This window comes from Rhizobium sp. 768_B6_N1_8 (assembly GCF_051811225.1).
Lineage (GTDB): Bacteria > Pseudomonadota > Alphaproteobacteria > Rhizobiales > Rhizobiaceae > Rhizobium.
The window spans coordinates 1,820,523-1,844,098 of sequence record NZ_JBPWPV010000002.1 but is presented as its reverse complement, the minus strand read 5'-3'; the positions used below and the strand labels follow the sequence as shown (position 1 = coordinate 1,844,098).

Annotated in this window: 20 protein-coding genes; 18 read left to right on the top strand and 2 right to left on the bottom strand. The window is 61.0% G+C overall.

Translation table 11 applies throughout. The annotated features are described in order from the left end of the window. The first annotated feature begins 60 nt into the window (after window positions 1-60). Entirely contained in the window at window positions 61-726 is a 666-nt protein-coding gene (locus AB8B33_RS32760) for a GntR family transcriptional regulator (protein WP_162747938.1), read from the top strand. Between the two features lie 264 nt (window positions 727-990). Here the strand turns inward: AB8B33_RS32760 and AB8B33_RS32755 are convergent, their stop codons facing one another. Beyond that, the gene (locus AB8B33_RS32755) at window positions 991-1,206 is read right to left on the bottom strand and encodes a hypothetical protein (RefSeq protein ID WP_439018561.1); all 216 of its coding nucleotides are present in this window, start codon (window positions 1,204-1,206) and stop codon (window positions 991-993) included. 373 nt (window positions 1,207-1,579) lie between these two features. Here AB8B33_RS32755 and AB8B33_RS32750 point away from each other — a divergent pair, with 373 nt between their 5' ends. The 17 genes from AB8B33_RS32750 to AB8B33_RS32670 all read left to right on the top strand — a co-directional run bounded on the left by AB8B33_RS32750 (window position 1,580) and on the right by AB8B33_RS32670 (window position 20,913). Continuing rightward, window positions 1,580-2,590: a GlxA family transcriptional regulator gene (locus AB8B33_RS32750; RefSeq protein ID WP_113321070.1), complete on the top strand. Its 1,011-nt coding sequence runs from the start codon at window positions 1,580-1,582 to the stop codon at window positions 2,588-2,590. A 184-nt stretch (window positions 2,591-2,774) separates the two neighbouring features. Next, entirely contained in the window at window positions 2,775-4,454 is a 1,680-nt protein-coding gene (locus AB8B33_RS32745) for an ABC transporter substrate-binding protein (RefSeq protein ID WP_439018560.1), read from the top strand. Window positions 4,455-4,523: 69 nt separating this feature from the next. After that, the gene (locus AB8B33_RS32740) at window positions 4,524-5,537 is read left to right on the top strand and encodes an ABC transporter permease (RefSeq protein ID WP_439018559.1); all 1,014 of its coding nucleotides are present in this window, start codon (window positions 4,524-4,526) and stop codon (window positions 5,535-5,537) included. Window positions 5,538-5,540: 3 nt separating this feature from the next. Beyond that, window positions 5,541-6,416, top strand: coding sequence for an ABC transporter permease (locus AB8B33_RS32735; protein ID WP_439018558.1), 876 nt, complete (start codon window positions 5,541-5,543; stop codon window positions 6,414-6,416). Further along, complete coding sequence (locus AB8B33_RS32730) at window positions 6,413-8,503, top strand: dipeptide ABC transporter ATP-binding protein (RefSeq protein WP_439018557.1); 2,091 nt, start codon at window positions 6,413-6,415, stop codon at window positions 8,501-8,503. Before AB8B33_RS32735 ends, AB8B33_RS32730 begins: the two co-directional genes overlap by 4 nt. Next, window positions 8,503-9,765, top strand: a complete 1,263-nt coding sequence (locus AB8B33_RS32725) for an MFS transporter (RefSeq protein WP_439018556.1) — start codon at window positions 8,503-8,505, stop codon at window positions 9,763-9,765. The genes AB8B33_RS32730 and AB8B33_RS32725 overlap by 1 nt, the downstream gene beginning before the upstream one ends. Continuing rightward, window positions 9,762-11,195 carry a dihydropyrimidinase gene (gene hydA / locus AB8B33_RS32720; protein WP_439018555.1) on the top strand — a complete coding sequence of 478 codons (1,434 nt, stop codon included), beginning with the start codon at window positions 9,762-9,764 and terminating at the stop codon, window positions 11,193-11,195. The genes AB8B33_RS32725 and hydA overlap by 4 nt, the downstream gene beginning before the upstream one ends. Next, complete coding sequence (locus tag AB8B33_RS32715) at window positions 11,192-11,953, top strand: SDR family NAD(P)-dependent oxidoreductase (RefSeq protein ID WP_439018554.1); 762 nt, start codon at window positions 11,192-11,194, stop codon at window positions 11,951-11,953. Before hydA ends, AB8B33_RS32715 begins: the two co-directional genes overlap by 4 nt. 32 nt (window positions 11,954-11,985) lie before the next feature. Further along, the gene (locus tag AB8B33_RS32710) at window positions 11,986-13,023 is read left to right on the top strand and encodes an NAD-dependent epimerase/dehydratase family protein (RefSeq protein ID WP_439018553.1); all 1,038 of its coding nucleotides are present in this window, start codon (window positions 11,986-11,988) and stop codon (window positions 13,021-13,023) included. Then, window positions 13,023-13,931, top strand: coding sequence for an allantoinase PuuE (locus AB8B33_RS32705; protein ID WP_439018552.1), 909 nt, complete (start codon window positions 13,023-13,025; stop codon window positions 13,929-13,931). Before AB8B33_RS32710 ends, AB8B33_RS32705 begins: the two co-directional genes overlap by 1 nt. Then, window positions 13,924-15,615, top strand: coding sequence for a thiamine pyrophosphate-requiring protein (locus tag AB8B33_RS32700; protein ID WP_439018551.1), 1,692 nt, complete (start codon window positions 13,924-13,926; stop codon window positions 15,613-15,615). The genes AB8B33_RS32705 and AB8B33_RS32700 overlap by 8 nt, the downstream gene beginning before the upstream one ends. Before the next feature lie 16 nt (window positions 15,616-15,631). After that, window positions 15,632-16,966: a dihydroorotase gene (locus tag AB8B33_RS32695; protein WP_439018550.1), complete on the top strand. Its 1,335-nt coding sequence runs from the start codon at window positions 15,632-15,634 to the stop codon at window positions 16,964-16,966. A 10-nt stretch (window positions 16,967-16,976) separates the two neighbouring features. Then, a complete protein-coding gene (locus AB8B33_RS32690; RefSeq protein WP_439018549.1) occupies window positions 16,977-17,750 on the top strand; it encodes an SDR family NAD(P)-dependent oxidoreductase in 774 nt (257 codons plus the stop codon). 45 nt (window positions 17,751-17,795) lie between these two features. After that, the gene (locus AB8B33_RS32685; RefSeq protein WP_439018548.1) at window positions 17,796-18,581 is read left to right on the top strand and encodes an SDR family oxidoreductase; all 786 of its coding nucleotides are present in this window, start codon (window positions 17,796-17,798) and stop codon (window positions 18,579-18,581) included. Between the two features lie 267 nt (window positions 18,582-18,848). Then, window positions 18,849-19,850, top strand: coding sequence for an NADH-quinone oxidoreductase subunit NuoH (nuoH, locus tag AB8B33_RS32680; protein WP_439018547.1), 1,002 nt, complete (start codon window positions 18,849-18,851; stop codon window positions 19,848-19,850). A 10-nt stretch (window positions 19,851-19,860) separates the two neighbouring features. Next, window positions 19,861-20,427 (top strand): NADH-quinone oxidoreductase subunit I, encoded by a 567-nt coding sequence (locus AB8B33_RS32675; RefSeq protein ID WP_439018546.1) that lies wholly within the window; start codon window positions 19,861-19,863, stop codon window positions 20,425-20,427. A 45-nt stretch (window positions 20,428-20,472) separates the two neighbouring features. Next, entirely contained in the window at window positions 20,473-20,913 is a 441-nt protein-coding gene (locus AB8B33_RS32670; RefSeq protein WP_439018545.1) for a CBS domain-containing protein, read from the top strand. A 75-nt stretch (window positions 20,914-20,988) separates the two neighbouring features. On the opposite strand, the gene nuoG is transcribed toward AB8B33_RS32670, so the two are convergent. Then, window positions 20,989-23,568 (bottom strand): NADH-quinone oxidoreductase subunit NuoG, encoded by a 2,580-nt coding sequence (gene nuoG / locus AB8B33_RS32665; RefSeq protein WP_439018544.1) that lies wholly within the window; start codon window positions 23,566-23,568, stop codon window positions 20,989-20,991. Between the last annotated feature and the right edge of the window lie 8 nt (window positions 23,569-23,576).

Sequence of the window (23,576 nt, the reverse complement as noted above, 5' to 3'; positions counted from 1 at the left end):
GCTTGGCGTCCTCTCATCGTCTAAGAGGGAGGCCGGCGGGAAAACTCTCAAGGATTGAATGTGGCGGACGAAGCAACCATCACCACGGGAAAAGATCAGACGAAAATCTCGGAGCAGGCCTATCAGTACTTAAGGAGCCTGATTCTGGCGCGCGAACTCGGTCCCGGCGATGTGTTTACGGAACGCAAGCTTGCAGAGCAGATCAAGGCGTCGCGAACACCGCTGCGGGCCGCCATCAACCGGCTTGTGGGCGAGGGCCTCGTGTCGCGCCTGTCGAACGGCAGCATCGTCATCCGGCAGGTGGCGGTCGAAGAGTTGATGGAGATCCTGGTGATCCGCCGTCTACTCGAGGGCGAAGCCGCCGCCCAGGCTGCCAATCGCAGTAGCCCCGGCAGCGTCGATGCCATACTGGAAAAGAGCCGGGCCATCGTCGCAGATCCGAGTCTGGAATTCGATTCTTTCTGGGAATATGACGACGACTTTCATCTGTTCATCGCCGATGCCAGCGGCAAGCCCATGCTTGCGCAGTATATCCGCAATCTGCGCGACAAGGCGCGCATGGCCCATGTCGTGCGCATGGAGAGGAATTTCGAGCAGCAAGCGCGCGAGCACATCGCCGTCCTGCAGGCGGTGGCTGACAAGAAACCGGACGAGGCGCGCCAGGCAATGGCCGACCATATAGACCGCGTTCGCGAACGCTTCATGCGTTGGCTCTTTTCGGATTGAGGCATCAAGGCCGCTAGCCCTTGGTCAGCAGGCTTGAGAGATCCGAGCCTGCCCCGATCGAGGTGATTGCGCGTGTTCTGTCTGGCAAGATCGGCATCGTTTGCTTGCATGGCGCCGAGGATGCAAAGCTGCTCTCAACGGGCCTGGCTAAAACGCCGAGGAAGTTTCGACCTCGCACATATGCAGCAGCGTGCGCACCATCGGCACCGCTGCTCGAGCCATCAATTGGCGCAGGATTTCGCAATCAACACATGCGGTTCGTCGTCAAGGTTCAATGAGGTCGAGACAGGCGGCCTCGCTTTCGACGTTAGGGCGAAACTGGGTCAGCTGCGCAAAATCCTTCACGCACGTTCCGTAACCGCCAGGAACCGTTCGGCGTGCGGTCTCGAGCAGCGTCCCCGAGCGCAGCTCACGAGTCGCGATCAGCGAGAGTATCTGATCGTCGCTGAGTTCCGATATCCGACTGGCCTCTGCGCCCATGCGCCTTTACATCGTCCTCTTCCCAACTCGTGAGCGGCCCTTCGCCAATTTGCCGATTGACTCAATCAACCAGCTCTTGCTACGGTATCTTAGTGGGATACCAGCGGGATTGCATGGGGCTTTCCACGCTGAATACCGACGCCGACATCGTGATCCGCGACGGGGGGGGCCGAAGACGGCCGTCTCGCGAGGCCAATCCTGCGTCATGACGCAAGCCTGCCCGCCGAGCCGGTCACCGGCGACGATGTGACGGAAAACCGATTGACCATACGGTGAGACAAGATCGTCGGTATCTGCTTTTGGTTGCCCGCCAAAGCCCGCGGCTGCTGCAGACCGGCAAAAGCAGGGCAAGCGGATGTTTGGAGCTCGCCCCATGATGGAGCAGACCTATACGCTGAAGCAATTGGCACAGGGTGATCGGCCGATCCGGATCGGCTTTTTCCTGGTGCCGGACTTCCCCCTGATGACGTTCGCCGCCGCGCTCGACTCGCTGCGGCAGGGCAATCGTCTGGCCAAGCGAAAGGCCTTCGAGTGGCTCATTCTCTCGGCCGATGGCAGCCATGTGAAGTCCAGCAGCGGTTTGGGCTTCGATGCCGATACGGCAATAGGGCAGGCGCCCCGTTGCGATATCGTCATACTTTGTGCCGGGATCAATTATGCCGATGCCTATGATGCCAATGTCTTTGCGTGGTTGAGACGCATCCATTCAGAAGGATGCGTGCTGGGCGCCGTCAGTACGGCAGTGTTCTTCCTGGCAAAGGCGCGGTTACTGGAGGGGCGGCGTTGTGCAGTTCATTGGGAATCGCTTGCAAGCTTTCGCAGCGAGTTTCCGAACTGCCTCGCCACGGACGACATTTTCGCGATCGACGGACGCTTCCTGACCTCTTCGGGCGGTACGGTCACGCTCGACATGATGCTCTACCTTATTTCCGCTGTGGAAGGCAGAGAGCTCGCCGCGCTCATTTCAGACCAGTTCAACCATGCGAGGATCAGGCGCCAGGATGACGTCCAGCGCATGTCGCCAGAAGACCGTTTCGGCATCAGGAATGCCAAGCTTGCATTCGTGGTGCGCCGCATGGAGGCAAGTCTCGGCGATCCCGTCGAGATTTCAGATCTCGCCGACAGCGTCGCGCTTTCGCTGCGGCAGCTCGAACGGCTGTTCCACGCCAACCTCGGAAAAAGTCCCAGTCATTTCTACATCGAGCTGCGCATGGCGCGAGCAAGAGAACTGCTGGTCTACACGGAATTGGCGATCGGACAGATCGCTGAAATCTGCGGTTATCAATCGGCCTCCCATTTCGGTCGCTCGTATCGCACGCGATTTCGCGAGAGCCCTGCTGCCACCAGAAACGCCGAGAAACGACGGGGGATGTCAACCGCATGAACAATGTCGATCGACGCAGAGAAGATGTCGGATCACTGCATGTCACCGAGGTTCATCCCGTTTTAATTTTTATGAAGACGGACGGGCGACGGGCAAAAAGCCCGCTGCGACCGCGGCTTGCCGGCAAAGGTTAGCCGATCGGTCCAACCCATAAAATCGGAACAGTTAAAGCGCTAACTAGGAGATGACTACCGTGGATAAGTCTCAACATTCCTATATTCCGACCCTGGTCGAACAGATGTCGAGCGGCGCGATCGGCCGCCGCGAATTCCTTCGAAAGGCAACACTGCTCGGTGTTTCGGCGGCCGCTGCCTATTCTCTGGCCGGTGTAACGATGCCCGGCGATGTTGCCCAGGCGGACGATTTGCCGAAAGGCGGAAATCTGCGCATCGGCATGCGCTGCATGGAGATCAAGGATCCGCATCTGGCAGACTTCGCCGAGAAGTCGAACGTCATCCGTCAGGTCTGCGAATATCTCACGCTCACGGACCGCAACAATATCACCCATCCCTATCTTCTCGAGAAATGGGACGTCAGCGACGACCTGAAGACATGGACGCTGCATGTGCGCAAGGACGTCAAGTGGCGCAAGGGCAAGCCATTGACGGCAGACGACGTCGTCTGGAACCTGAAGCGCGTCTGCGATCCGGCGATCGGTTCGTCGATGCTCGGGCTTTTCACCGGCTATCTCGTCGAGGAATACGAAACCGGTGAAAAGGACGAGAAGGGCAATCCAAAGAAGTCGAGCAAGCTCTGGGCCGACAATGCCATCGAGAAGGTCGACGATCACACCGTCCGTCTCAACTGCTCCTCGCCGCAGATCGCCGTGCCCGAGCACCTCTATCACTACCCGATGTTCATCCTCGATCCGGAGGAAAACGGTGCCTTCGGGGCCGATGCAAACGGCACCGGTCCCTTTGTCATCACCGAATACGTCGTCGGCAAGGGTGCCAAGTACAAGGCCAGGACCGACTATTGGGGCACGGGCCCCTATCTCGACACGTTCGAATATGTCGACCTCGGCGACAACCCGGGCGCCGGCATCGCCGCCATGGCCTCCAAGCAGGTCGATGGCCTGTCGGAAGCCGATGCGGTCCAGATCAATGCGATGAAGAATTTCCCGCATGTCGCCGTCTACCAGGTCGAGACGACGCAAACGGTCGTTGCCCGCATGCATCCGGATATCGAGCAGTTCAAGGACAAGCGCGTGCGCCAGGCGATGCGCTATGCGATCGACCGCGACAAGGTTATCCAGACCGCGCTTCTCGGTGCCGGCATTCCGGCCGAAGATCATCACGTCGCGCCGTCACATCCCGAATATGCGGCCCTGCCGAAATATCCCCGAGATATCGAGAAGGCCAAGAAGCTCCTGGCTGACGCAGGCTATCCTGACGGTTTCGAATTCGACATGACCACGCGCCCCGATCCGATCTGGGAGCTCAACACGGCGCAAGTCCTTGCCGAACAATTCAAGGACATCGGTGTGAAGGTCAACATCAAGTCGCTGCCGAGTGCGCAATATTGGGAAGTCTGGACGACGTCGCCGTTCAGCCTGACGGCCTGGGGCCACCGGCCGCTGGCAATCATGACGCTGTCACTTGCCTACCGTTCGAATGCCGCCTGGAACGAATCCAACTATTCCAATCCGGATTTCGACAAGCTGCTGACGGAAGCCGAAGGCATCCTCGATCCGAAGGAGCGCAGCAAGGTCATGGCAAAGATTGAAGCGATCATGCAGGACGACGGACCGATCGTTCAACCCTTCTGGCGTGTCTTCTCGACAGTCATGGACAAGAAGGTCAAGGGCTTCGAGCTTCATCCTTCGCAATATATCTTCGCGCATCAATACGCGATCTCGGCCTAACCTCCCGGCTGGTGCCCGGCCGCCTTTACGCGGTCGGGTGCTACGCCCCGATATTCGGGATCCCCGGCTATGGCGAATTTCCTTTTCAAGCGTCTGGTGATGATGATGGTGACGATGCTCTGTGCCTCGTTCCTCGTCTTCGCCGTCTGCGAATTCACTCCCGGCAGCGTGGCACGCAAGTCGCTCGGTCCCTTCGCCACCCAGCAGCAGGTCGACCTTTTGTCGCAGAAGCTGAAGGCCAATGATCCGCTGCTGGTGCGCTATGGCCGCTGGCTGGGCGTGCTCGTCGGCGCAATTCCCGACCCCCTCCAGGATCCGGCCACCGGACTGAATTTCAAGGATCCGCGCGGTGCCCAGTATTTTGGCAATTTCGGCTATTCGACGCTGAACAAGCTGCCCGTCAACGACGTCATCTGGGATCGCCTCGGCAATACCGCTATCCTCGCCGGCCTGGCGTTCCTCTTGATCGTGCCGCTGTCGATCATCTTCGGCATCCTGTCGGGGCTGAAGGAGGGCGGCGTGCTCGACCGGACATTGTCGGTCATCTGTATCACTTTCACTTCCATTCCGGAATTTGCGTCCGGGGTCTTCCTAGTGACGCTTTTCGTGATCCTCTGGCCGATCCTGCCAGGCACGAGCCCTCTCAACAGCGATGGCGGCTGGGCAGTGCCCTACCAGTTCGTACTGCCCGTTGCCGTGCTGGTCATCTACGACTTTGGCTATGTCGCCCGCATGATCCGCGTCTCGATGATCGGCGTGATGGAGCGGCCCTATATCCGAACGGCAATCCTCAAGGGCATGAGCACGCGCCGCATGGTCCTCGGCCACGCGCTGCGCAATGCGATGATCGCACCGTTCACCGTGCTCCTGCTGCAAATCAACTTCCTGATCAGCGGCGTCGTCGTGACCGAACTCGTCTTTGCCTATCCGGGCTTCGGTCGCCTGATCCTCGACGCAAGTCTGTTCGGCGATATCGCAACGCTTGAAGCCGCCACGCTGATCACGGTCGCCATCGCCGTCATTACGCAGCTGCTTGGCGACCTTGGCTACATGCTGCTCGATCCACGTATCCGGGTGAGGTAAATCATGGCTGTTCAAGACAATATCGTCGGCGTCGTTGGCGTACCGTCAAAACGCGCAGCGCGACCCAACTGGATGCGCATTTTCCATTCGCGCACAGCCGTCGTCGGGCTTTGCCTGGTTCTCTTCTGGGTACTTGCCGCCCTTCTCGCCCCCATCCTGCCGCTGCCATCGCCGACGGATTCCGATGTCATGGCAATGAGCAACCCCTATCCGTCCGCGGCCCACTGGCTGGGAACCGATATCCTCGGTCGCGACATGCTGTCACGGCTGATCTTTGGCGCCCGCACGGTACTATCCGTCGCGCCATTGTCGGTGGCGGTTGCCATGATCGTCGGTATCACCATGGGCATGATCGCCGGCTACTACGGTGGCTGGATCGATGTGCTGATCAGCCGTTTCTCCGACATCATCCTGGCCTTTCCGGTTCTCGTCATCTACGTCATCCTGATCGCCAATATCGGACCGTCGGTCCTGAATATTGTCATCGCGACGATGATCGCCTCGGCGCCGGGCATTGGCCGTATCACGCGCGGCCTGGTCCTCGGCCTAAAGCAGCAGGAATACGTCTCCGCGGCGAAGCTGCGGGCAGAAAGCACGTTCTACATCATGATTGTCGAGCTGCTGCCGAACTGCCGCAGTCTCCTGATCGTCGATGCCTGCCTGCGCATCGGCTACACGATCATCACCATCGGCATTCTTGGTTTCCTCGGCCTCGGCCTGCCGCCACCGAACCCCGATTGGGGCGGCATGGTCAAGGAGAGCGTCACTGTCTTGAATGTCTGGCCGCACATGTCGCTGATCCCGTCCTTCGCGCTCGTCAGCCTGGTTCTCGGCTTCAATCTCCTCGCCGACGGTATGCGGGAGGCATGGAAGCCATGAACATCATCGCGTCCAATCCTCAAGGAGCGGCCATGTCCACCACGCCATCGATCGATCGTGAACCTGTTCTCGACATTGAAAACCTGCGCGTCGAATTTCGCGGCAAGAACGAAACGGTCGTTGCGATCCCTGACCTCTCGTTCAGGGTCATGCCCGGCGAAAGTTACGGGCTCGTCGGGGAGTCAGGCTGCGGCAAAAGCACGACGGCCATGGCGATCATGGGCTATCTCGGCAATACCGGTGTGATTGCCGGCGGCAGCATCCGCTTCAATGGCAAGCAACTGGTCGATGCTTCGGCCAGGGAGTTGCGCTCCATCCGTGGGCGGCAGATCGCCATGGTCTACCAGGATCCGATGAGTGCGCTTAATCCGGTCAAGACGATTGGCGCGCAGCTTGCCGAAGTGCCGCTGCTTCACATGGGCGCCAGCAAGAAGGACGCGATGGCGATGGCGGAGGCGATGCTTGCCGACGTTCGCCTGCCGGATGCCCGCGACATGATGCGGCGATATCCGCATCAGCTATCAGGTGGCCAGCAGCAACGTGTCGTCATCGCCATGGCATTGCTCGCCAAACCGTCCCTGCTGCTGCTCGATGAGCCGACGACAGGCCTCGACGTGACGGTCGAGGCTGCGGTCATCGATCTGATTGCCGAATTGCGTCAACGCTATTCGACGAGCCTCTTGTTCATCTCGCACAATCTCGGTCTGATCGCGGAAAGCTGCGACCGTCTCGGCATCATGTATTCCGGCGAGATGGTCGAAGAGGGAACGACAGGTGAAGTGTTCCGCCGGCCGAAACACCCCTATACGCGCGGTCTCATCGACTGCATTCCCGATATCACCGGCGACAAGAGAAGCCGCACACTTGCCGCCATTCCGGGCTCGATCCCGCTACCGCAGGAACGGCCGCAGGGCTGTCTCTTCGGGCCACGCTGTTCAAGTTTCGTGGCAGGCCTCTGCGATCGCCCCGGGCTTGTTCTGGAGCCGGCGGGCGAGGACCATCTCGTGCGTTGTGTTCGCTGGCCGGACATTCCGGCTGCGACCGCAAGCGGGGCGCATGTCGAGGCGTATGATACCAAAAAAACGACGGCCATTTCGCTAGCCGACGTCAACCGTCTCTATCCTGTCGGCCACCAGAAGACGGTCAAGGCGAATGAAGCGGTCACATTCGAAGCGGCAACAGCCGAGATCGTCGCGCTGGTCGGTGAGTCCGGCTGCGGAAAATCGACGCTCGCGCGCATCGTGACGGGTCTCGACAAGGCGACGTCGGGAAAAATCCGCATGGCTGGCGAAAACATTGCCGAGCTGCAGGCGAGCGCGCGTCCACGCGAACTGCTGCAGCAGGTTCAGATGATCTTTCAAAATCCCGACAGTACGCTCAACCCTTCGCATTCGGCTGCCTTCTCCATTCGTCGTTCGATCAAGAAATTCGGTATCCGGAAAGGAAAGGCCGAGATCGAGCAGCGCGTCCGCGAGCTCCTGGAAATGGTGCGGTTGTCTCCAGCCGTTGCAGATCGAAAGCCGAACCAGCTTTCCGGCGGCCAGAAGCAGCGTATCGCCATCGCCCGCGCCTTTGCGGCCGAACCTTCGCTGATCGTCGCCGACGAACCGGTTTCAGCTCTCGACGTCTCGGTGCAGGCAGCGGTCGTGACGCTTCTTCTCGACATTCAGCGGGAAAAGCACGCCACGATGCTGTTCATCAGCCACGACCTGGCGCTGGTCCGCCATGTCGCCGACAAGGTCGTCGTCATGTATCTCGGCAAGATCATGGAGCAGGGAACCGTCGAGGAAGTCTTCGGAGAAGGCGCCCATCCTTATACCGAGGCGCTGCTGTCGGCGATCCGCAGCCCGCATCCCGACGAAACGCCGCGCGAGCGTATTCGCCTGTCGGGTGAAACGCCAAGCCCTGTCAACGTACCCGCCGGTTGCCGCTTTTCGACGCGATGCCACCGCAAGCTCGGCAGCATCTGCGACACCGTACCGCCGCCGCTGCGCAAGATGACCGGCACGCACGAGATTCTCTGCCATATCGATCAGGCGGACCTCGCCGCCCGGCCATCCATTCTTGTTCCCGTCAAACAGGCATAATGATGCGCGATCCCGACAGGTTGATTGGTGATTTCTGGCGGAAAGCCGCCGGTCTGCGTGCAATCCTGCACGTGTTGGCGAGCATCTGCATCGTTGCGACTGGAAATTCTCTTCTGACGACGACGGTTTCGCTTCATCTGAGCGATCCCGCAATCGATTCGCACGTGGTCCAGTTGCTGCTGACAGCATTTCCCATAGGCTTTCTTGGCGGTTGCCTGTCGGCACGTTTCCTTGTCGTCCGTTTTGGACATGAGCGTGCCTTCCAGATCGTCTCATTGCTCGCCGCGTTCGGCGCCGGCGGCTATATGGTGACGGAATCCGCCCCGTTCTGGTTCTGCCTGCGTTTGATAAACGGCTTTTCGATCGCGACCCTCTTCGTCGTCTCCGAAAGCTGGATCAACCTTTATGCCGATCAGAAGAATCGCGGGACATATTTTTCCCTCTATATGCTGATGACCTCGCTTGCGACATTGTTTGCGCAATTGTTGATCGAGGCGGCCGGACCGAAATCTCCCCATCTCTTTCAGCTTGTGCTCGGGGTCATCCTGTCCGGGTTGGTTTATGCCCGCTTTGTCGGTGGCCCCTGGCCGGCCTTGCGATTGCCGCTGGCAGTGGCGGTCGATGCCGGCAACGTCCACTCCGGGAGCCGGTTTGGCATCTGGCGGCTCGCCGCTCTCGCGCCAGTCACTGTCGTCTGCGTCTTTCAGTCCGGCATGACCAACATGAACGTCTATACGATGACGCCGATCTATGCGGAGCGGGTGAACCTCGACGCAGCCGTTGCGGTGACGCTGGTGACGGCTTTCAGCCTGGGCGGGATGCTCGCCCAGGCGCCGATCGGATGGTTGTCGGATCGCATGGACCGGCGCGTTCTGTTGCTCCTGCAGGGACTGGCGGCAGCGGGTCTATGTGCTGCAATCGCCTGGCCCGGAATGCGGCCCCAGGCGCTGCTCTACGGCCTGTTCTTTGTCTATGGCGCAGTCGCGCTGACGATCTACCCGGTCGCAATCGCCTATGCCAACGCGCAGCTCGATAGCCGGCACATGGTTTCCGCGTCGGGCAGCCTGCTGCTCCTCTATTCGATCGGCAACATCATGACGCCGGGGCTTGCCGCGCAATTGATGGAACAATTCGCACCGCAGGCTCTCTTCCTTCTCCTCGGCGGCGGAGCCTTTCTGGTTGCTGCCGCCGCCTGCTTCAATCTTGTCCGCCGTCCGATCGGCGCGGCCAAGCCTTGCCTCGTTTCGGGAGGATGCGAATGACGTGCGCCAAGCCTTATGACCTCGTGATCCGTGGTGGCCGTGTGGTGCTTCCGGACGCGACCAGGCAGATCGATATCGGCATTCGCGATGGCGTGATTGCCGCGCTGGAGCCGGATCTGCCCGAGGGAAGAAATGAAGTCGCAACAGAAGGTCGTCTGGTCCTGCCAGGTGGGGTCGACAGCCATTGCCACATGGATCAACAGCCATGGGAAGGCAAAACGACGGCCGACGACTTCAACACCGGCACGCTGTCTGCGATGTGCGGCGGGACGACCACCGTCGTGCCTTTCGCCATGCAGATGCGCGGCCAGTCGTTGCGCGATATCGTCGAGGATTATCACAAGCGGGCCTGTCCAAAGGCGCGGATCGACTATGGCTTTCACCTGATCGTCGGTGATCCCTCAGCCGAAGTATTGCGCGACGAAATTCCCGGCCTGATCGCCGAAGGCTGCACGTCGATCAAGATTTACCTCACCTATGACGGGCTGAAACTCGATGACTACGAGGTGTTGAACGTCCTCGACCTTGCCCGCGCGCAGGGTGCGATGGTCATGGTACATGCCGAAAATGATGCCTGCATTCGCTGGCTGACCGAAAAGTTCCTCGCTGCGCGCAAGACCGACCTGCGCTATCACGAGAAGGCCCATTCGGCGATCGGCGACCGTGAAGCAACCTTTAGGGCGATCAGCCTTTCGGAACTGATCGAGACCCCGATCCTCGTCAGCCATGTTGCCGCCGGCGGGGCCGTCGAGGAGATTCGCCGCGCCAAGGCGAGAGGGCTTCCGATCTATGCCGAGACCTGCCCGCAATATCTCTTCCTCTCGGCCGATGACATCGATACGCACGACCTGTCCGGCTCCAAATGCGTCTGCACGCCGCCGCCGCGCGACAAGTCCAACCAGCCGGCAATCTGGGGCGGCATCCTGGATGGAACGCTTGAGGTCTTCACGTCCGATCACTCGCCCTGGCACTATGCCGACAAGATCGCGGGTGGGCCGGGAACCCCGTTCCATCGCATTCCCAATGGCATTCCCGGTATCGAAACGCGGCTCGCTTTGCTGTTTTCCGCTGGTGTGAACGGTGGCCTGATCTCGCTGCAGAAATTCGCGGATCTGACCGCCGGCGCCCCGGCGCGGCTCTTTGGTCTCCATCCCCGCAAGGGACGGATTGCAGTTGGTGCCGACGCCGATATCGCGATTTGGGATCCGGATCGCAGCGTCACGATCACCAATTCGCTGCTGCATCATGCGACCGACTATACGCCCTATGAAGGCCAGGTCGTGAAGGGCTGGCCCATCATGACGATCTCACGGGGCGACATCGTCTGGGACGACGGAAAGATCATGGCCGAGCCGGGACGGGGCCAGTTCGTCGCCCGTCACCGGCCGTTCCCACCGCGCCAAGGTCTTTCGAAGGTGCTTGCATCATGACGGCGGCGATGTCACGCCTTGATGGCAAGGTGATCTTTCTGACCGGTGCTGCGAGCGGTATCGGCGCGGCGATTGCGCGCCGCTGCATCGATGAAAACGCCTCGGTGATCTGTGCGGATCAATCGCTCGATAGCGTCACTGCGCTCGCCCAGTCCCTTGGCCCTCAGGCTTTCGCCATCCAGTGCGACGTGACGGACGATGCGTCAGTCAGTCGCGCGGTGGATAGTGGTGTGAAACGGTTTGGACGCCTGGACGGGCTCGTGCACAACGCCGCAGCACCTTCGATGGATGGGACGGTCGTCGATCTTGACGAACAGCAATGGCGCCTCGAGATCGACGTCATCCTGACGGGCGCCTTCCTGGCCAGCAAGCATGCGCTTGCGGCAATGATTGCAGGCGGCGGCGGATCGGTCGTCTTCATCGCATCGCAGTTTGCGCATGTGGCGACCGGCAGGGCTGTCGCCTACTGCGCAGCAAAGGCCGGTCTTGTGCATCTCGCCAAGGCCATGGCCACCGATCATGCGGTCGATGGCATCCGCGTCAACAGCCTGTCGCCGGGCGCTGTTGCCACGCCAAGGCTGCTGCAGCGTTGGCCGGATCTTGAGGCGGCCAATGCCGGACTCGGACCTGCGCATCTGCTCGGTCGTATCGCAAAGCCCGATGAAATTGCCGCTGCTGCCGCCTTCCTGCTGTCGTCGGACGCTTCGTTCGTCACCGGAACCGACCTCCTGGCCGATGGTGGCTATGCCACGCGCTGATGCATGTCGCGAAATCTTTGGATGGATTTGAAATGACCCTACTTGTCACCGGTGGAACCGGCTTTGTCATGAGTGTCCTTGCCCGGACGTGGCTCGATCGTGATGCCAGGGCGCGTGTCGTCATTCTTGACCGCGCCGGCCTGGATGACATGGCTGAGCGCTATTTTGCACCGGTCCGCGATCGGCTCACTGTTATCACGGCTGACATCTGTGATCCCGGCCAGTGGGAGGCAGCGCTCGACAGTCACGATATCCGCTACGTGGTCCATGGCGCGACTGTCACTCCAATCTCGCGTGGCAGTGCCGCAGAAGCAAAGCGCCAGCCCGAAGCTGACGATCCTGCCAGGATCGTCGATGTCAATTTCATGGGCACCGTGCACATTCTCGAATGGTTGAGGGAACGCCCCGGCATTCAACGCCTCGTCTTCGTCAGTTCGGGCTCCGTCTACCGTCACCACGGGCCGGATTGGACGGGTGAGCCGCTTCCTGAAGATGGCTATGTCGCGCCGCTGACGCTTTACGGGATCTCCAAATTTGCAGCCGAGATGGTCGTCAACCGCTACGCAGATCTGTTCGATCTGTCGGCGGCCTCCGTTCGGCTTGCGTCGGTTTATGGGCCGATGGACCGGGTCACCGGCAGCCGCAATTTCCGGCACGTGCCGAACCGGGTAGCCCACATGGCGCTTGCTGGCGAGACCATCCGGCCAAACAGCCTGGAGCCTGTCGGCGACTACATCACCTCGACCGATGTCGCCGATGCGATCATCGCGCTGATCCTCGCAGAACGCCTGCGTTACCGGCACTACAATATCGGCAGCGGCGAGACCTCGACGATCGGCGACATCATCGCCTGGGCGAAGGAGCGGGCTCCGGACCTGCAGGTCGATTTGAGCCCGGGGGAAACTGCCAACATCATTCAGGACGTCTCACTCAAAGACGGCATGTGGGGAGCCTACGACATTGCCCGCATCGCGCGCGACACCGGCTGGCAGCCGCGCGGCGCAAGGCAATCGTTCCACGATTACATGGACTGGATTATCGACAACGAAAATCAGAACGAGGGAAAGTGATGAGCGCCATGGCAAAAGATCAATCGCGCGACTTTGTCGGTTACGGCCCGAAGCCTCCTGTCATGACTTGGCCAGGTGGGGTCAAGCTCGCGATCAACCTTGTCCTGAACTACGAGGAGGGCGCCGAATATTCCTGGCTCGAGGACGGGCGAAACGACAATTGGGGCGAATACAATATCCCAAACAGCCCGCCGCTGCGCGACCTCGGCACCGAAACGCATTTTGAATATGGCAGTCGTGCCGGCGTCTGGCGCCTATCACGCCTGTTCGACCGCTACGATATTCCGGTAACCGTCTCGGCCTGCGCCGTTGCGCTCGAGAAAAACCCTGCCGTCATTGATTGGATGAATGCCCGCGGCCATGACCTGCTCGGCCACGGCCTGCGCTGGAGTGAATATTCCATCATGCCGCGCGATGAGGAGGAGCAACAGCTTCACGAAGCCATCGCCCTCTATCAAAAATTGACCGGCAAGCGGCCGATGGGCTGGAACTGCCGATCCTTTCCAAGCGTCAACACCCGAGATCTGATCGTCAGGGAAGGTGGCTTTCTCTATTATTCCGATCCCTGCAACGACGATCTTCCCTATTTTCTCGATCACGAAGGCACGCGCCTTCTCGTCGTTCCCTATTCGAAGACACTGAACGACAGCCGTTATCTGATTGCGCCCGGCTACAGCAATCCGCGCGATTTTGCCGAGGATTGCCGTTCTGCCATCGACTACATGATTGGCGAAGCCGACGAGATCGGGGGGCGCATGCTGACGATCGGCGTGCATGCGCGCTGGATGGGCCAGCCCAATCGGGCGTCGGGGCTTCGGGACGTGATCGAACACGTCAAGAAGACCCCGGGCGCTGCCTTCATGCGACGCGAAGACATCGCTCGTTACTGGATGGATCATCATGGCTGACGGTGCGCATGCGATGCCGGGTGACCATCGTCAAGCAGAGGCGGAAACGATAAGCGGCGCCGAATATGTCGCCGGTGTCTTGAAGCAGGAAGGCGTCAAGCAGATCATCGGCTTTCCGGCAAGCGAGCTTTTTGATGCGTCTGCCGCGCTCGATATTCCGCCGCTGATCGCACGTACGCAGCGGGTCGCCGTCAACATTGCCGAAGGTTACGCCCGGGCGACGGCCGGCAGGGAGCTCGCCGTCGTCACCGTCCAGTACGGTCCGGGAGCCGAAAGCGCCTTTGCCGGTATCGCTCAGGCCTTCAATGATCGTGTGCCGATGCTGTTCCTGCCGACCGGTTATCCGCGCGGATCGGAAGCGGTCGCCCCGAATTTCGAATCCCGTCGCAACTTCCGCCACATCACTAAATGGTGCGAAGCGGCAACGCAGGTCGCCGATCTGCCGAAGCTGATGCATGCGGCAGTTTCACGTGTCAGAAACGGGCCGCCGGCGCCCGTTCTGCTGGAACTTCCGGTCGATTTGTTGGCCGAAACGCTCGACGCCCGTCCGGCCGATCATCGCCGCCCGCGCCGCAGCGTGCCGCAGGCCGATGACGGTGAGGTGGCCAATCTGGTTGAAGCCCTGATTGCGGCCAAGAGCCCGGTGATCCTGGCAGGGCAGGGAGTTCTCGCCGCATCGGCCACGCAGGATCTGGTCGAGCTGGCCGAGTTGTTGAACGTTCCCGTCATGACGACACCGAACGGCAAGAGCGCCTTTCCCGAAGACCATCCACTTGCGCTTGGGGCTGCCGGCCGGGCACGACCGGCGACGGTCGACCATTTTCTCGAAAGGGCCGATGTCGTGTTTGCCCTCGGCAGCAGCCTGACGCGCTCCTATTACATCCTGCCGGTCCCGGACGACAAAACCATCCTGCAGGTGACGCTCGACGAAGCCGATCTCGGCAAGGACTATGTGATCTCGCAAGGCGTGATCGGTGATGCCGCCTCCGTCCTCAGGCAGATGATTACGCTTATCCGCCGGGAATTTCTGCCACTTGGCGACCGGCCGCAGCCGGCGGCAGAAATCGCCGTCATTCGTGCGGCCTTCTTGGAAAAGTGGATGCCGCTGCTGACATCGGACAGCACACCGATCTCGCCCTACCGTGTCGTCTGGGAGATCATGCAGGCGATCGATCCGAAGACCTCGATCGTGACGCATGATGCCGGTAATCCGCGTGACCAGTTCTGCCCGTTCTATATGGCAAGCACGCCCGGCGGCTACATCGGCTGGGGCAAGACCACCCAGCTCGGCAGCGGCCTCGGCTTTGCGATGGGGGCCAAGCTTGCTCGTCCCGATGCGACGGTCGTCAATCTGATGGGAGAGTCCGCCTTTGGAATGGTCGGCATCGACTTCGAAACCGCCGTGCGGTGCAATCTGCCAGTCCTGACGGTCGTGCTGCGCAACAACGTGCTCGGCGGCTACGCGAAAAGCATGCCGATTGCCACCACGAAATATGGCGCGAACCGGGTGACGGGCAACTACGCTCCGATCGCTGAAGCCCTCGGTGGCTACAGCGAATGTGTGATCGAACCGGAGAACCTGCGTCCCGCATTGTTGCGCGCCCTGGACAGGGTCACAGCCGGCCAGGCCGCGCTGATCGAGGTTGTCACGCACGAAGAACCGCGGCTCGCAGGTCTGTGGTAGAAAAGCGGAGGCGGACGTGTTCGATACGATGATCCTTGGCGGCACGGTCGTCAATGCAAACGGTCAAGGCCGTGCGGATGTCGGCATTCTCGATGGACGGATAGCGGCTCTGCTTGCGCCTGGCGAAACCGCGATGGCACGCAATTTCATCGATGCGGGCGGCAAGCAGCTATTGCCGGGGCTCGTCGATGCGCATGCGCATCTGCGAGAACCCGGACTGACGCACAAGGAAAACTTTGAGAGTGGCACGCATGCCGGCGCTCTCGGCGGCGTGACAACGATCCTCGATATGCCGACGGACGATCCCTGGACGGCTTCGGCGCAGCAATTGTCCGACAAGATGGCGAGCGCAGCGGGACGACTGAATGTCGACGTCGGTTTTCAGGCGGTGGTTTCAAAGAGCTGCGACAGCCTGGATGACCTGCTTGCCTTGTCGCCGGTTTCGCTTGAACTGTTCACGGCGGATGTGCCTGCCGACTATCGGTTCGACAGTCTGGACGCGGTCACGCAGATGCTGCGCCGGTTGAAGGACACCGGCACGGTGATCGGTGTTTCCCCCGGCGACCAGTCGATCCTCGAGGGAACCAGTTCACGCGACCGCAGCGGCGGCATTTCGGCGTTTCTTGCCAGCAGGCCGCCGCTCGCCGAAGCCGGCGGTATCGCGCGTGCGGTTCTTGCCGCGGCCGAGAGCGGTGCGCGAGTGCATGTTCGCCAGGTCAATTCGAAGCTCGGCGTCGAAACCTGGCGCCGCCTTCAGGGCATGGCTGACGTCACTGTCGAAACGACGCCGCAGAACCTGTTCTTCACATCCGACGACTACGAGACGGACGGTGCCAAGCTGAAGGGATCACCGCCGTTTCGCGCGCATGACGATGTCGCTGCCCTGCGCCATGCGGTCTCGGAGGGCCTGATCACGATCATGGCGACCGATCACGCACCGCACAGCCCGGCCGAGAAGTCGGCGGCCTATGAATCCTTTGCCGATATTCCCGGCGGCATGCCCGGACTTCAGACATTGCTTTCGGTGATGCTGGGCCTTGTGGCGGAAAAGGTCATAGGGCTTCCGGACCTGGTGCGGATCTGCGCGTACAATCCCGCCCACCGCTTCGGGCTTGGACGTTCGAAAGGGTCGATCGCCGTCGGTCGTGATGCCGACATGCTGATTGTCGATATGGGCAGATCAGCTGTCATCACCAATGCCGAACAGGCTTCCCGCGCCGCTTATACACCATTTCATGGCAAGCGTGCGGCCGGCCGGTTGACCGATGTCTTCCTCCGCGGCGAACGCATCGTCAAAGACGGAACGCTCATCATCCCCAATCGCGGCCAGGTCGTCCGCAGGGCCGACTAAAGGAACTCCCATGCCTATGCTCGAGAAGAAAATTGCCATTGTCACCGGGGCGAGTTCCGGTCTCGGTCGCGCGATCGCGCTTCGCTACGCCCAAGAGGGCGCGACCGTCGTGATTGGCGACGTCTCCGAGGATCCGATCGAGGGAGGTGAAACGACCCTTTCCCGCATCCGGGCGGCAGGCGGAAAGGGTATGTTCATAAAGACCGACATTTCCAGATGGGCTGACGTCGATGCGCTGGTCTCACAGACGGTGAAAGGGTTTGGGCGGCTCGACATCATGGTCAACAATGCCGCGATCTACACTTCGACCGATCTCCTGGAAACGTCGCCGCAACAATGGGATCGGGTGATCGCCGTCAATGTCACCGGCTTCTTTTATTGCTGCAAGCGGGCAGCGCAGCAATTCCTACTGCAGGAGCCGGTCGGCGACACGCGCGGACGCATCATCAACATTTCGTCGCAGCACGGCATGGTCGCCTGCCCAGGCGATTTCCCCTACGGGGTCAGCAAGGGTGCGATCGTCCAGATGACCCGGCAAATTGCTGTCGACCATGCAGCGGCAGGAATCGTTTGCAATGCGATCGCCCCCGGCAAGATCATCACCGGCAAGCCGGGTGTCGCCAACGATCTTGACGCTCTCGACTATTCACGCCGTCGCACGCCCTGGCCGCGGCTCGGCGAGCCGCGCGATGTCGCGAATGCCGCACTTTTCCTCGCCAGCGACATGGCGAGCTACATGACCGGCGTCAACCTGATGGTCGACGGCGGCTGGATGGCGGGCTGATCATGACGTCGCACAAGTTCGACAATAACGGAAAGGAAACAGACCATGGATCTCGGATTGAAAGGCAAGACTGCCCTCGTATTGGGCGCCGGTGGCGGACTTGGCGGAGCAATCGCCAAGACGCTAGCCGCGGAGGGCGCGAACGTCGCCGTTGCCGATATCAACAGGGAGGCGGCCGACAAGACCGTCGCAACAATCGCGGCGGCCGGCGGATCGGCGATGGCGTTTCAATGGGATCTTGCCGATCTCGGTGTGATCGAGCCCAATCTCGCTGCAATAGATAAGCAGTTCGGTCCGGTGGACGTTCTCGTCAATATCACCGGCGGCCCGCCGCCGACGCTCGTTTCCGGTCAGAACGCCGAAAGCTGGCGCAAGTATTTCGATAGCATGGTTCTCTCGGTCATCGCCATCAGCGACGCCGTGCTTCCCAAGATGCGTGAAAAGAAGTGGGGCCGTATCATCACCTCGACATCGTCGGGTGTCGTCGCGCCCATTCCCAACCTTGGCCTCTCGAATGCCCTGCGCATGTCCCTGCTTGGCTGGTCCAAGACTTTGGCGGGTGAGGTCGGCCGCGATGGCGTGACCGTCAATGTCGTCCTGCCGGGACGTATCGCTACGCAGCGCATCACTTTCCTCGATGAGCAAAAGGCCAAGCGTGAAGGCAGGCCTGTGGAGGAGGTCTCGGCCGCAAGCACCGCCTCGATCCCGGTCGGCCGCTATGGAGACCCTCAGGAATATGCTGACGTGGTCGCTTTCATTGCAAGCATGCGATCCTCCTATCTGACCGGCTCTGTCATCAGGGTCGATGGCGGCCTGATCGCAAGCGTGTGAGAGGGCGGCCTTGCCCCGACCGTCCACTCTCCGGCGGATGGTCCCGCCGGAGAGTGGAGCAATCATCCAGCAATCAGTACGAATTGAACAAACAAGGGGAGGGATGACCGGCCGTCGATTTGGGCCGAAGAGCAAACTGTGATGGCATTGTATGAGGTGCGTCACCGTTGTACCATGGAGGCTTACGGTTGCGCATAGTGCTTGGTGTATAGCCGGAGCCAAAGTCCGGTCGCACGTCTCAACCCGATGCATAAGTGGCCGCGGATCATGGAACTTATCGTCGCCCTTGGCCTGATTGTCTTCAAGGTCGCGTTTCTGATTGCGATCCTGCTGTTGCTGCCGTTGCCGCTAACCTGGCTCGAACGCAAGATCGCCGGGCACATCCAGCAGCGGATGGGGCCGATGCGCGTCGGGTGGCACGGGCTGCTGCAGCCGGTGGCGGACGGAATAAAGCTCTTAACCAAAGAGGACCACATCCCGGCCGAGGCCGATCGCTTCCTGTTCAAACTGGCGCCAATCCTGGCGCTCACCCCGCCCTTTGTGGTGTTCGTCGCGATCCCCTTCGGCGAAAGCATCTCGGTCCTCGGCGCCGAGATCACGCTTTACGTCTCCAACATGAATGTGGCGTTACTCTTCATCTTTGCGGTGATCGGGATCGAGGTCTATGGCGTGATCTTCGGTGGCTGGGCCGCTAACAGCAAATACGCGGTCCTCGGCAGCCTCAGGACCTGCGCGCAGATGATCAGCTACGAGATTCCGATGGGGTTTGCGGTGATCGGGGTGGTCATGTTGGCGCAATCCATGAGCCTGCTCGACATCGTGCGGGCACAGACCGATGTCTGGAACATCGTCTACCAACCGGTCGGTTTCTTCGTGTTCTTCGTCGCCGGATTGGCCGAAGCGCAGCGTATTCCCTTCGATCTTTCGGAAGCGGAGGGAGATCTCGGGGCCGGCTTCCATACCGAGTACAGCGGTATCCGCTTTGCTTTTTTCATGGTCAGCGAATATGCCATCGTGTTGCTGGTATCGGTCCTGGTGGTGATCCTGTTTTTCGGCGGCTGGAACGGTGTACTGATCCCCTTGCCACCACTCCTCTGGTTTGTGCTCAAGGTCGCATTCTTCGTCTACGTGTTTATCTGGGTCCGCTTCACTTTCCCCCGCTACCGCTACGACCAACTGATGGCGATCGGATGGAAAGTCTTGCTTCCTCTGTCGATGGCGAACATAATTATAACCGGTGTACTTTTAGGGGCCGTAGCGGCTCCGTAGCGAGGCGGCGATGTCGCGCGCGCAGGACAGAGTTGGAACATGGATTGGCTGGGCGTTCTTCGCCGATCTGGCGAATGCGTTGGCTTTGACCTTCGGCTACCTGTTCTCCAGAACCGTAACCATGCAATATCCGGACAAGGAAAAATGGCTACCCTACTCACGCTATCGCGGGCATCACTTCCTGACGCGTGATGAAGAGGGCGAGATCAAGTGCGTGGCCTGCGAACTCTGCGCGCGGATCTGTCCCTGCGACTGTATCGAAGTCGTCCCCTACGAGGACGAGAAGGGCAACCGGCACCCGGCAAAATTCGAGATCGACACGGCTCGCTGCCTGTTCTGCGGGCTGTGCGAGGACGCCTGCCCAGCGGATGCAATCGCGCTTGGCCAGCAGTACGAATTTTCGAGTTTTTCCTCGCGTGACCTGGTGATCGGGCGCGACGACCTGCTCGCCAAGCCGGGCAAGGCTGAAACCGGCGGCGGCGTGGTCGCCGCGCGCCTGAATACACAGAAGGACGTGCTCGTCGAGACGAAAGAGATGCAGGGCTACAATTGGTGGCGGAATATCCGGCGAACGTGAACGCGCGCCATCCGTCAAGCCGGAGCGCGCAGACAGGAGGCTCAGATGCTTGTCGGCGAAATCATGAAGAACAAGGGTGTCGGTGTCATCGCTGTCGCTCCCGATCAGACGATGGTGGAAGTCTTGAGGCTGTTTCGCGACAACAATATCGGCTTCGTCGTCGTCAGCCAATCGAACGACGAATACCTGGGTTCGCTATCGGAGCGGGATTGCTGCAATGCGGTGGCGGAATACGGGGCCGAGGCGGTGATGATGCCGGTCGCGGATGTCATGAACCGCAATGTGGCGACCTGTTCGACACGGGATTTGCTACCCGTCGCGATGGGGATCATGACCCAGCGGCGTACGCGTCATGTGCTGGTCATGGATGGAGGCGACGTTGTCGGCGTGGTCAGTATCGGCGACGTGGTTAAACACAGGCTCGACGAAGCGCAGCGCACAGAGCAGGATCTGCAGGATTACATCTGCGGGACCAGGTATCACTGACGTTACCAGCTTGATGTGAAGGCGCTGGGGCAGGGCAGCTTGCCGGGTGGCCCGCGGCGCGGCGATCCCAAATCTTCAGACCCCACGCCAGATCCGGCTCGTGCGGTCGACCTCAAGAGTGGCATGCACCTTGTGGACCTCCACCGGGCATGGGTATTCGCCCCGCCGCATCAAGCCGTTGAGACGCAAGGCTCGATAGTTTTCCGGAACGAAGACGAGGCCCTTGGGAAACCGCCTATCGACCTTGAGCTGCGCCGTCAGTTCGCCCTGGGCGGAACGCACAATGACCTGATCGCCATCTAAAAGGCCAAGCTGCGCGGTATCCTGCGCGCTCATCGCGACATAGGGATCATTGGCGACCGTGTTTAAGATGTCCGACCGTTCGGAAAGATATCCGTTGTGGAACAGGCAGTCGCCGGTGATCAACATGAGCCGGTCGACTGCTGCCGGGACGGACGGCGGCGCAAAGAACCTGGCCACAGGTGGCGTCGGCACCGCATTGGTAAATGCGCCGTCAGCGCCAAGTCCGCCCAGTGTCAACCCCTGATAGGCTGGAACCAGCCGCGCAATCTCGTCGAAAATTTCGCCTTGCGTCGACGGCCGCAGTGCCTGGTTGCGGAGCGCTGCGACGAAGTCGAAGATCGCCAGATTGCTCCGCGCCTCGAAGGCGGGTTCGCGGAATTTGCGGACCGTCTGGGTCCGCCCCTCGTTGTTGGTGAACGTGCCGGTTTCCTCGCCGTAACCTGCCGCGGGCAGGACGACCTCGGCAAGGCCCGCCGTATCCGTGAGGAAGGCGTCCTGCACGATCAGGAGATCGGCGGTGCCAAGCGCCCGCGTCACGAAATCCCTGTCGGGATAGGCGATCAGGGGGTCGGCTCCGACGATGTAGAGGGCGCCCATCCGCCCGCCGACGCAGAGCTCCAGAATGGCGTCGAGATCCGCGCCGGGTTCAGGCGGGATTTCGGCGCCCCAGTCCCGCGCAAGACTTGTGCGCGCCACATCGTCGGCGACCGCCCACAGCCCCGGCAGAGCGGCCGGCAGGACTCCCATGTCCCAGGCGCCCATCTGGTTGGCGCGGTCGAAGAGGAACTGCATTGCCAGGCCCTTGCCGAGCAGGCGCAGAACCTGCAGCAGGTTATTGATCTGCTGCAGCGTCGCGCGCGCTTCGGGTGATCTCAGGAGGTCGACGCTGACAAGCACGGTAACGCTACGGCCTTCCCTGAGCGCCGCGGCCAGACGATCCGGCCCGTCAATGCCGGTTTCCGCCGCCGGCTCGCCGATTGTCGCGGCGACGCCCGCAAGAACGTCGTCCGGCAAGGCCTGACCAACTGCCGCTGCGAGACCGGCCACCACTGCCGCAAGGCTCGCCGCTTCTCTGCCCGGCAGCACGCGAACCACCACCCTGGCATCGGCATCCAGACGGGATGGCCGCGCCGAGAGCATGAGCAATCCGGTCTGCCGCCGCCGCACGCCATCCCGCAGCAGGTATTCGGTGACCGGGTTCTCCTCGGTGACGTTGCCGCCTATGACGAGCACGCAGTCGCTGCCGATCACGTCGTCCAGCGGTGCGCGGCTGTTGAAGGCTGCCAGTAGCGGGCCGAGCGTATCGAAGGGCGTGGACCAGCGTGACGAGCAATCAATGTTGTTGGTCCGGAATGCCGTCCGCATCAGCTTCTGAAACTGATAGAGCATCTCGTTGGGGAGGCGGGGCGAGGCCAGCCCGCCGGCAGCCTTGCCCTCGACGGCCGATAGTCGCCGGCGCAGGTAGTCCCCAGCCTCATCCCAGGAAACCGGAACCAGGGCGCCATCACGACGGATCATCGGTCGCTTGATGCGGTCCCGGCTCGTGACGAAATCGAGGCCGAAGCGTCCCCGGACGCAGAGCGTTTCGCGGTTGACCCCCTCGTCCCATTTCGAGCGCACCCGCATGAACTCGCCCTTACGTGTGCCCACCGTCAGCTGGCAACCGGTGCCACAATGCGGGCAGACCGTGTCGGTCTCAGTGAGATCCCAGGGCCGCGCCTTGTAGCGATAGGGGAAGCTCATCAGCGCGCCGACCGGGCAGACCTCGACGCAATTGCCGCACTGGTCACAAGCCGCGAGACTGCCCTCGAACCCGGTGACGGCGGTATCCATGCCTTTTTCGATTGTGCCGAGGGCGACCGCGCCGACGACCTCCTCACACATCCGGACACAGCGCTGGCACTGGATGCAGCGGTTGACGTTCATGATGATGACCGGGCTCAGACGGATGTCCTCTGAGTGGAACACACGCTTGTCATCGCGGAATCGGCTCTCGCGGGGCCCGTAGGCCATCACCATGTTCTGCAGTTCGCATTCGCCGCCCTTGTCGCAGATCGGACAATCGAGGGGGTGGTTGGCGAGCAGCATATCGAGCATGGAAGAGCGCGTTTCCTCGATCAGCGCTGTGTTCGCCCGCACCACCATACCCTCGGTGACGGCGGTGGCGCAGGACGGCTGCAGCCGCCGCTGCCCCTCGATCTCCACCAGGCACATGCGGCAGGAGGCCAGCGGCGGCAGACGCTTCAGATAGCAGAAGGTCGGGATATCGATGCCCAAACGCTGGGCGGCCTGCAGCACTGTCGAGCCAGCCTCAACTTCCAGCGTTTGTCCATCGATCGTAATGCTAACCATGCTTCCTC

Excerpts from the sequence above, each read along its gene's own strand:
- AB8B33_RS32755 (WP_439018561.1), bottom strand. The coding sequence starts at position 1,206 with ATGGGCGCAGAGGCCAGTCGGATATCGGAACTCAGCGACGATCAGATA.
- AB8B33_RS32750 (WP_113321070.1), top strand. The coding sequence starts at position 1,580 with ATGATGGAGCAGACCTATACGCTGAAGCAATTGGCACAGGGTGATCGG.
- AB8B33_RS32745 (WP_439018560.1), top strand. The coding sequence starts at position 2,775 with ATGACTACCGTGGATAAGTCTCAACATTCCTATATTCCGACCCTGGTC.
- AB8B33_RS32740 (WP_439018559.1), top strand. The coding sequence starts at position 4,524 with ATGGCGAATTTCCTTTTCAAGCGTCTGGTGATGATGATGGTGACGATG.
- AB8B33_RS32735 (WP_439018558.1), top strand. The coding sequence starts at position 5,541 with ATGGCTGTTCAAGACAATATCGTCGGCGTCGTTGGCGTACCGTCAAAA.
- AB8B33_RS32730 (WP_439018557.1), top strand. The coding sequence starts at position 6,413 with ATGAACATCATCGCGTCCAATCCTCAAGGAGCGGCCATGTCCACCACG.
- AB8B33_RS32725 (WP_439018556.1), top strand. The coding sequence starts at position 8,503 with ATGATGCGCGATCCCGACAGGTTGATTGGTGATTTCTGGCGGAAAGCC.
- hydA (WP_439018555.1), top strand. The coding sequence starts at position 9,762 with ATGACGTGCGCCAAGCCTTATGACCTCGTGATCCGTGGTGGCCGTGTG.
- AB8B33_RS32715 (WP_439018554.1), top strand. The coding sequence starts at position 11,192 with ATGACGGCGGCGATGTCACGCCTTGATGGCAAGGTGATCTTTCTGACC.
- AB8B33_RS32710 (WP_439018553.1), top strand. The coding sequence starts at position 11,986 with ATGACCCTACTTGTCACCGGTGGAACCGGCTTTGTCATGAGTGTCCTT.
- AB8B33_RS32705 (WP_439018552.1), top strand. The coding sequence starts at position 13,023 with ATGAGCGCCATGGCAAAAGATCAATCGCGCGACTTTGTCGGTTACGGC.
- AB8B33_RS32700 (WP_439018551.1), top strand. The coding sequence starts at position 13,924 with ATGGCTGACGGTGCGCATGCGATGCCGGGTGACCATCGTCAAGCAGAG.
- AB8B33_RS32690 (WP_439018549.1), top strand. The coding sequence starts at position 16,977 with ATGCCTATGCTCGAGAAGAAAATTGCCATTGTCACCGGGGCGAGTTCC.
- AB8B33_RS32685 (WP_439018548.1), top strand. The coding sequence starts at position 17,796 with ATGGATCTCGGATTGAAAGGCAAGACTGCCCTCGTATTGGGCGCCGGT.
- nuoH (WP_439018547.1), top strand. The coding sequence starts at position 18,849 with ATGGAACTTATCGTCGCCCTTGGCCTGATTGTCTTCAAGGTCGCGTTT.
- AB8B33_RS32675 (WP_439018546.1), top strand. The coding sequence starts at position 19,861 with ATGTCGCGCGCGCAGGACAGAGTTGGAACATGGATTGGCTGGGCGTTC.
- AB8B33_RS32670 (WP_439018545.1), top strand. The coding sequence starts at position 20,473 with ATGCTTGTCGGCGAAATCATGAAGAACAAGGGTGTCGGTGTCATCGCT.
- nuoG (WP_439018544.1), bottom strand. The coding sequence starts at position 23,568 with ATGGTTAGCATTACGATCGATGGACAAACGCTGGAAGTTGAGGCTGGC.